Origin of the sequence: Brevibacillus formosus, assembly GCF_003013405.1 — a bacterium.
In the GTDB taxonomy this organism is placed as follows: Bacteria; Bacillota; Bacilli; order Brevibacillales; family Brevibacillaceae; genus Brevibacillus; species Brevibacillus formosus.
Map to the genome: position 1 here is coordinate 331,984 of NZ_PXZL01000020.1, position 7,153 is coordinate 339,136.

Below are 7,153 nucleotides of genomic sequence, written 5' to 3' on the forward strand. Positions count from 1 at the left end.
TTAGTCAACTCGAGTATAACTTCGTCTCAATGACAGCCGCCGCTCCGGCTATGGCAAGCAGGAGCAACAAAGGATAGGCGGCTGGCACATACATATACAAGGCAACGATCAAAGCGCCTACCCATATTCCCACGCACCAATGGCAGCTCAACAACCTGCCTATCCATTGGCGTACCCTCCCGCCTTTAAATTGAAAGTCCCGAACCATTTGCCCCGACTCATCGGGCACATATAATACCTGGTAAAATGGGTTTCGCAGAAAAGACGTGATCTCATCAAAAACAATCAAATGCGTCAGACGAAAGCTTGCCAGCACAAGAATGATTAAGTCGATCCAAGAGAGGTCAAACATTCCACCTCCACCTCTTTCCAATATTTTGTGCTTTTCTCATTTGTTCCACATTTAGTACCATTGTGGTGCGACAAACCAGAGAAAGGCGTGATGAGATGAATCGCAACATAAAGAAAATGGCAACCATCCTTTCCCTGTCCGTCCTCGTTACCATGATCGGACAACCTGCATTTGCGAAAACAACCTTTACCCCTTTGAAAAAAGGGATGAAAAGCTCGCGTGTGCTTGAAGTGGAAAAGATGCTCGATGCACTCCATTACGACTACAAGCTGGTAGTGGACAAGAACTACAACAGCAACACGGCTTATAACGTCAAAGCGTTCCAGAAAAAATACAAGCTCAAGCAAACCGGAATTGTGAACAAAGCTACTTACGATAAACTGAAGAGAGCGTACCAAGCACGCAAGCAAGAGCAGCCGACACAGCCGAGCACACCGTCCAAGCCTAGCAAGCCTGCTGAATCCAATGATTACGCTACGCTGAAATTAGGTGCTAGCGGTGAAAACGTGAAGGAATTGCAAAAGATGCTCGCTGGCCTCGGATACAAAGTAACTGCCTCGGGTTATTACGATGAATCTACGCGCTTTGCCGTCATGCTATTCCAGTCGCGCAACAAACAGCCGCTGACTGGTGAAGCTGATGCCAAAACTTATACGACCATTCAAACGCAATACAAGAACAATCCAGTGCAGCCTAAACCAGAAACGAAGCCAACTGTCCCGACAAATCCAACGACTCCCGTAACCCCGAGCAAGCCTGAGCAACCGCAAAACCCTGGTGCTGACACGCAAGTTCCTCTTCCCGCTGGCTTGACGGCTGAGGAAAAAGAAATGGTTCAGCTCGTGAACCAAGAGCGCACCAGCCGCGGCCTCGCACCCTATCAAGTGGACATGCAGTTGGTGAACGTTGCACGTGTAAAAGCTCAAGAGATGGTAAACAAAGGCTACTTTAGCCACACCTCTCCTACTTACGGTTCACCGTTTCAAATGATGGACACTTTTGGTATTCGCTATATTGCTGCTGCTGAAAATATTGCCCAAAACTACTCTGTAAGCAGTGCTCATCAAATGTTCATGAATTCCTCTGGGCACAAAGCCAATATTATGAGCCCGACATACGACTACGTAGCCATTGCTGTCGTAAATGGCGGTCCGCACGGGAAAACATTCGTACAAATGTTCTTGAAAAAATAGAGGCGCGGAACGGAAAAGCCATCATTTCTACTGAAATGGTGGCTTTTCTTCCAAATTAGAAAGACACGGCGATCCGATTATTGGCGGAAAAGTGTACCGTCTGATCGTTGCACAGCACGACACCCTCGACGACGATTCCCTTCCCCGCTTCTTGTTTCATAAAAGAAATCTGAAAGTTTTGAAACGATTCCGTCGATTCCGGCGCAATGGTTACAGGCTGGATCGGAGCTATCCAGTATTCCCCTCTCTCCATCGCTTGGGCAAACCAATCGTCTTCCAAGTATCTCCATCCCTTTAAGCCAGATGTACCTTGTACGGCCATTGTCTCCACGAGCTTCGGAGGCAATACCTGCCCTCCCATTTTGATCGAATCGACAGGCGAGACCCGCAGGCAAACGATTGGATTTTTCAATTCAACGTTCCCCGTATTTTTCACCTGAAGTGTCCCAATCAACAGGTACGGCTTCTCAACGGATTCAGAGTGGATCAACGTGTAATCAAAATACACCTCTGCCGCTGTGCGCAAGTCAACGTGTTCAGGCACTTCTTCGACCGGATGAATGGACACTACCTGTTCAACTAGTTCTTCTTCTGCCAAGATCAGCAGTTCTTCCCGTTCCCTGTCTGATTCGGTGCTTCCTTCACTGTTTACATCTCTGTTTGAGTCACTTGCCTCAGCACTCGGATGATCACTTTCCTGAATCGTGTTTTGTTCCTCTTCCAATGGCTTTTCGTCTGCTTCCTGCTGACTTTCCTTGTCAGAGGTAAAAAGCATCGTGGAATAAAACAGCTTTAAAATATTGGGTGGTAAAAACGCCATTGGCTGAATGTGCAATCCATTTTGGAAATACTCCAAAATCCCTGATGCCAAGTGCAGCGCAATTTTTTCCGCATAGATTTTACGCTTGCCAACTTCCGTATAAAGCGGCAACTGAAACTGGATGTGAACAATCGATGGTTGCTTTTGGTTTTTGGTTACTTTATAGTGACACGGGATTCCTGATTGCTGCATTTCTGTACGCAAACACTTGATCAGGTCTTGCCGCTTTTCATCCTCTGACTGAAAGAAAATCAGTCTCGGCTTTTCCAGAACTCTCATTTCCTTCAAGCTGAAACGAATAGCGACATCCGTATTTTTCGCCAGAGACGGATTGTTTTGGCTTAAGACAACTTCCATCCCGCTATCAGAAAGAAATTTTTGAACGTTCCCCAATACCTCCCACTCATAGGCAGTCCCTCCTGAAGATAGGCCTGTAAAAAGAACGCAAACTTTTCCTTTCAAACCCGAATCCAGGTCAACTCTTTTATTCGTCGAATCCCACTTCAATTGAAAGCCATTTTGTTTGCAAAATAAACGGAACGCTGGCAAAGCCGCATACGGCATGGTCCCGCCACGTTGACCACTGTAATATACCTCAACATCCATTCCCATCTCTCCTTACGACACTTTCCTTCAGTCCGCGATATTGTATGAATGCCCAGTGTCCAAAGTGAACATTTTTGGCGATGACTGTTCCGAAGAAGCGCTTTGCGCATACGATGGCTACAGAAAGGAGTGGTCATATGCCCACCTCACAAATGCCCCTAATCTCCATTATCATTCCTGTAAAAAATGAGGGGGACAATGTGCGTTCTACCATCACTTCCCTTTTGAATACAAGAACCACGTATCCGTATGAAGTGATCGTAGTCGATGATGCCTCAACTGATAATGGTTGTCACTTTTTACAAGGCCAAGGGCAGAATGAAAAAATAAAATTAATCACGACAGAAGGCATTGGTGCTGCTGCAGCACGAAACTTGGGCGTGAATCATGCCCGCGGCAACTACTTCATTTTTTGCGATGCCCATCTGTCTTTTGAAAACTTTTGGATCGATCGCATGATGGAGCTCATTCTGACAAAAAAAGCAGATGGCGTTGCTCCCGGAATTGCTTCCATGACGGAGCCACATAAAATTGGATATGGGCAAAATCTGAATCAAAAGCTCGAGATCACCTGGTATCCAAAGCCAACAGGCCCGGCGCCGGTTGCCATATTGCCTGGGGGATGCTTCCTGGTCACCAAAGAAGCTTTTATGAAAGTTGGGGGTTTTGATCGCGGTTTTCGTATTTGGGGATTTGAAGATATCGAGTTTTCCATTAAGATGTGGCTGTTTGGATATACGTGTATGGTCCAGCCATCCGTAAAAATCTTGCATTTGTTTAGGCAAGTTCACCCTTACACAGTTGCACATGAGCACATTTATTACAATATGCTTCGAATGGCGTACAGCCATTTTAACGAGCATCGGATTGAGGCAGCGAAAAAACTTGTACTCTACGCAAATGCAAGTGAAATTGAGGATGATGTACTGACTTGCGGGGCTGCCGCTCAGCGTGTTCGATACGCTGCCCAAAGAAAATTCGACGACAATTGGTTCTTTCAAAAATTCCAAATTCCATTCTGATAAGATAGCGACCTAAAAAATAGGCGCATGCTCAACATGCCAAACTCCCGTTGCCCACATAGTATGTAACTGCAAAGCAAACTCCCTAGGAAAGGAAGGATTCTTACGGTGAAACATCACGTGAAGCCCATTATGGGTCGCCAGCTCCCTACACCGACGCCTACAGCAACTCCTCCTATATCGAACAACCTGCAGGAAGAGTGCATTCGCGTCAACAAGGTGTATGACTGGGTAGTATTAGCGAACAGCTACCGAAACAAGATTGCCCTTCCCGACGATTGTCAAGCTCTGGTAGACGCTGCCATTCGTGCAGGGCAAGATATCACGCTCTCCTGCGTTGAGCCAGTTTCTCCTGGTCCTACTTGCAGAGTCGTCAGTATCCGCCGCGAGAACATTACAGTCGGTGGGACCACCGTTCGGGTCGGGGTCGTACGCTTCGTGTTCGGAGCCACTGTACTCGTTCGTGTCTTCGCAGATGGAACACCTCTCTGCGAATTTACAACAACAGTGCAATTCGATCAGGAAGTCGTTCTCTGCCTGCCTGAACCGCTTGATGAGGACAATATTTTGTGCCGAATCAGTGCTTTTGAGTGCTCACCGACCGGTACCGTTCTCCTTGGCGGCATGGTTCAACTCGACGTCATTGTCTGCGTAGAAATCCAGGTAGAAGCAGAAGTCAAGCTGGAAGTATTGGCGAAATTCTGCGCACCTCGTCCAAACAACATTCCAATTCCATCGCCAACGCCATCTTTCCGTTGCCCACCGATCACATTCCCGCCACAATGCCCACCAATCTTCCCAGTACGCAACTGCGATTGCCAGGCGTCCGTCAACGCATTGGTTGCAAACATCTCCGTTTCGATTGGAATCCCACTCGTACTCGCCGCCGGTACAATTCAGCTCATCGCAGATATCTGCCCAAGCTGCGATCCGTCTAGCAGCTCGTTTACCTTTAACTTCTTTGATAATATCTTGCCAGATGTTATCCCTGGCGATCAAAGCTTTAGCTTCTCGCCTACGACTATCAGCTCTCCGACCTGCATTACCGTCTTGCCGATCCTTCCTATCGTGACAGGTCTCGTCGTAACAGGTACCGGCGTTCAGACATTTACCGCGACAGGGGCACAGGAGACCGTAACCTACTCCCTCACCTTGGCGGAAACAGGTCTCGGCCTGCCTGATGTCATCATCCTGACACTCACGAACTCTGCCGGTGTCCTCATTTTCTCCGCAACCGTCACCGTTGTGCCAGACGAACAATTGCTGGTTGCCGATTGCATCACTTTCGGAGATATCGTCATCACTTCTCCGTAAGCAAAACAAAAAAGATGATTACCAATCAGGCGGGAGAAGACCAACACTTCTCCCGTTTTTTCTATGGATAAACAGTCACTACAATACAGGCACCAATTCCCAACCCGTACATATGTCTATATGGGAACGCCAGACGGAAAAAGGAGGACAACACTGTGTACAAAAGGAAAATCTCCAATGCGAATAAGCCGAAAGAAAATGAGAAGCTCCTCCTGCTAAAAAAACAAGCACACTACTACGAAGATAAAGCCAACCAGCTCATGAAAGAAGTGTGGCACCTACAGAAGCAGATAGAGGAAACGTCTGAAAAAAACGAAGCATACAGAGAGCAGCTTGAACAATTGAACCAAACCCTCCACGATTTGGACAGCAAAGGGGCCCATTGGAAGCAGCGCTTGAACGATTCACAAGACATGCTTCAAGAAATGAAGAGCAAGCTCGACTACTACGAACGTCTCCTGAAACAACGCGAAAATGCCATTACCGAACACCAGGAAACCGAGGTAAAGCTAAAGCATTCCATAGAAAGCTTGCAGACCCAGATCAAGGAGCAACGAAAAGGTCCACAGCTTGAAGAAATCATGTCCAAACATCAAGCACAGGAAGCACACTTGCGTGAGCACATTGAATTGCTCCAAAGGAGAATACAGAGCTACGAGCAAAAAGAGGAGCAATGGCAGGCAACGTTACACGAGCAAGAACAGCAATTGAGTCAAATCGAGGAGATTCTGCATGAACGCCAGCAACATTTAGACATGATCGCACATTTGGAGCAGCAACAGATTACGTGGAAACAAGCTTTGGATAAGGTAAATGAAGAATTTGATAGTGCACAGATGAGTCAGCAGGAGCAACTATCCAAAATTGAATCATTGAATCAGCAGCTGAAGGAAGCACGGATACGGGAAGATCAGACACTCTCTGCCCTACAGCAGCTTACAGAAGCAAGCGCAAATGGAGAGCAGCGGGAGCAGGAACTACAGGTGCGGGAGCAAAACCTCCAAGCGCAGGAGCAGGACCTTCACAATCTTGAGCAAGAGCTGCATTCTCAGACGCAACACCTACAAAAACGGGAGCAGAAACTTCTCGATCTGGAAAAAGAGCTTCAGACGCAATGGTTAGAATTGCATTCTCAAGCGGATCACCTACAGACGAAAGAACAAGAGCTGCTTGTTGCTGAGCAAAAGCTCGAGGCTAAGGAGTTAGAGGTGCATTCTCAGTCACAAGAGCTTCAAGCACGGCAGCAGGAGCTTCTCGGTTTTGAGCAAGAGTTGCAAGGGCAAAGCCAAGAACTTCAATCCTTAAAACATAACCTGCAGGCAAAAGAACAAGAGCTGCTTGTTGCTGAGCAAAAGCTCGAGGCTAAGGAGTTGGAGGTGCATTCTCAGTCACAAGAGCTTCAAGCACGGCAGCAGGAGCTTCTCGGTTTTGAGCAAGAGTTGCAAGGGCAAAGCCAAGAACTTCAATCCTTAAAACATAACCTGCAGGCCAAAGAACAAGGGCTGCTTGTTGCTGAGCAAAAGCTCGAGGCTAAGGAGTTGGAGGTGCATTCTCAGTCACAAGAGCTTCAAGCACGGCAGCAGGAGCTTCTCGGTTTTGAGCAAGAGTTACAAGCGCAAGGACTAGAAATGCACTCTCAGGCTCAAGGCCTCCATGCACGGGAGCAGGAACTTCTCGGTCTTGAGCAAAAGCTCGAGGCTAAGGGGCTAGAGCTGCATTCTCTGACGCAAGACCTCAGTGCACGGGAACAGGAACTTCTCGGTCTCGAAAAAGAGATTCAGACACAAGGCCAAGAACTTCAATCCCTTGCGCATAACCTCGAGACGAAAGAACAACAGCTCACCTC

General features: G+C 47.5%; 6 protein-coding genes. 4 read left to right on the forward strand and 2 right to left on the reverse strand.

Annotation, left to right across the window (positions count from 1 at the left end; genetic code table 11):
- Positions 1–4 precede the first annotated feature (4 nt).
- Complete coding sequence (locus C7R91_RS19465; RefSeq protein ID WP_047071147.1) at positions 5–352, reverse strand: DUF1360 domain-containing protein; 348 nt, start codon at positions 350–352, stop codon at positions 5–7.
- A 95-nt stretch (positions 353–447) separates the two neighbouring features.
- On the opposite strand from C7R91_RS19465, the gene C7R91_RS19470 reads away from it, so the two are divergent.
- Positions 448–1,545 (forward strand): peptidoglycan-binding protein, encoded by a 1,098-nt coding sequence (locus C7R91_RS19470; protein WP_047071145.1) that lies wholly within the window; start codon positions 448–450, stop codon positions 1,543–1,545.
- A 55-nt stretch (positions 1,546–1,600) separates the two neighbouring features.
- Here the strand turns inward: C7R91_RS19470 and C7R91_RS19475 are convergent, their stop codons facing one another.
- Complete coding sequence (locus tag C7R91_RS19475) at positions 1,601–2,971, reverse strand: hypothetical protein (RefSeq protein ID WP_047071144.1); 1,371 nt, start codon at positions 2,969–2,971, stop codon at positions 1,601–1,603.
- Positions 2,972–3,108: 137 nt separating this feature from the next.
- Between C7R91_RS19475 and C7R91_RS19480 the strand changes: the two genes are divergently transcribed.
- From C7R91_RS19480 to C7R91_RS19490, 3 genes are all read left to right on the forward strand, one after another.
- Complete coding sequence (locus tag C7R91_RS19480) at positions 3,109–3,993, forward strand: glycosyltransferase family 2 protein (protein ID WP_047071142.1); 885 nt, start codon at positions 3,109–3,111, stop codon at positions 3,991–3,993.
- Between the two features lie 108 nt (positions 3,994–4,101).
- Positions 4,102–5,307 carry a BMQ_0737 family morphogenetic spore coat protein gene (locus C7R91_RS19485; RefSeq protein ID WP_047071141.1) on the forward strand — a complete coding sequence of 402 codons (1,206 nt, stop codon included), beginning with the start codon at positions 4,102–4,104 and terminating at the stop codon, positions 5,305–5,307.
- Between the two features lie 155 nt (positions 5,308–5,462).
- Positions 5,463–7,153 (forward strand): coiled-coil domain-containing protein (locus C7R91_RS19490; protein ID WP_502527965.1); only part of this gene is annotated, 1,691 nt, incomplete at its 3' end.

Excerpts from the sequence above, each read along its gene's own strand:
- C7R91_RS19470 (WP_047071145.1), top strand. The coding sequence starts at position 448 with ATGAATCGCAACATAAAGAAAATGGCAACCATCCTTTCCCTGTCCGTC.
- C7R91_RS19475 (WP_047071144.1), bottom strand. The coding sequence starts at position 2,971 with ATGGATGTTGAGGTATATTACAGTGGTCAACGTGGCGGGACCATGCCG.
- C7R91_RS19480 (WP_047071142.1), top strand. The coding sequence starts at position 3,109 with ATGCCCACCTCACAAATGCCCCTAATCTCCATTATCATTCCTGTAAAA.
- C7R91_RS19465 (WP_047071147.1), bottom strand. The coding sequence starts at position 352 with ATGTTTGACCTCTCTTGGATCGACTTAATCATTCTTGTGCTGGCAAGC.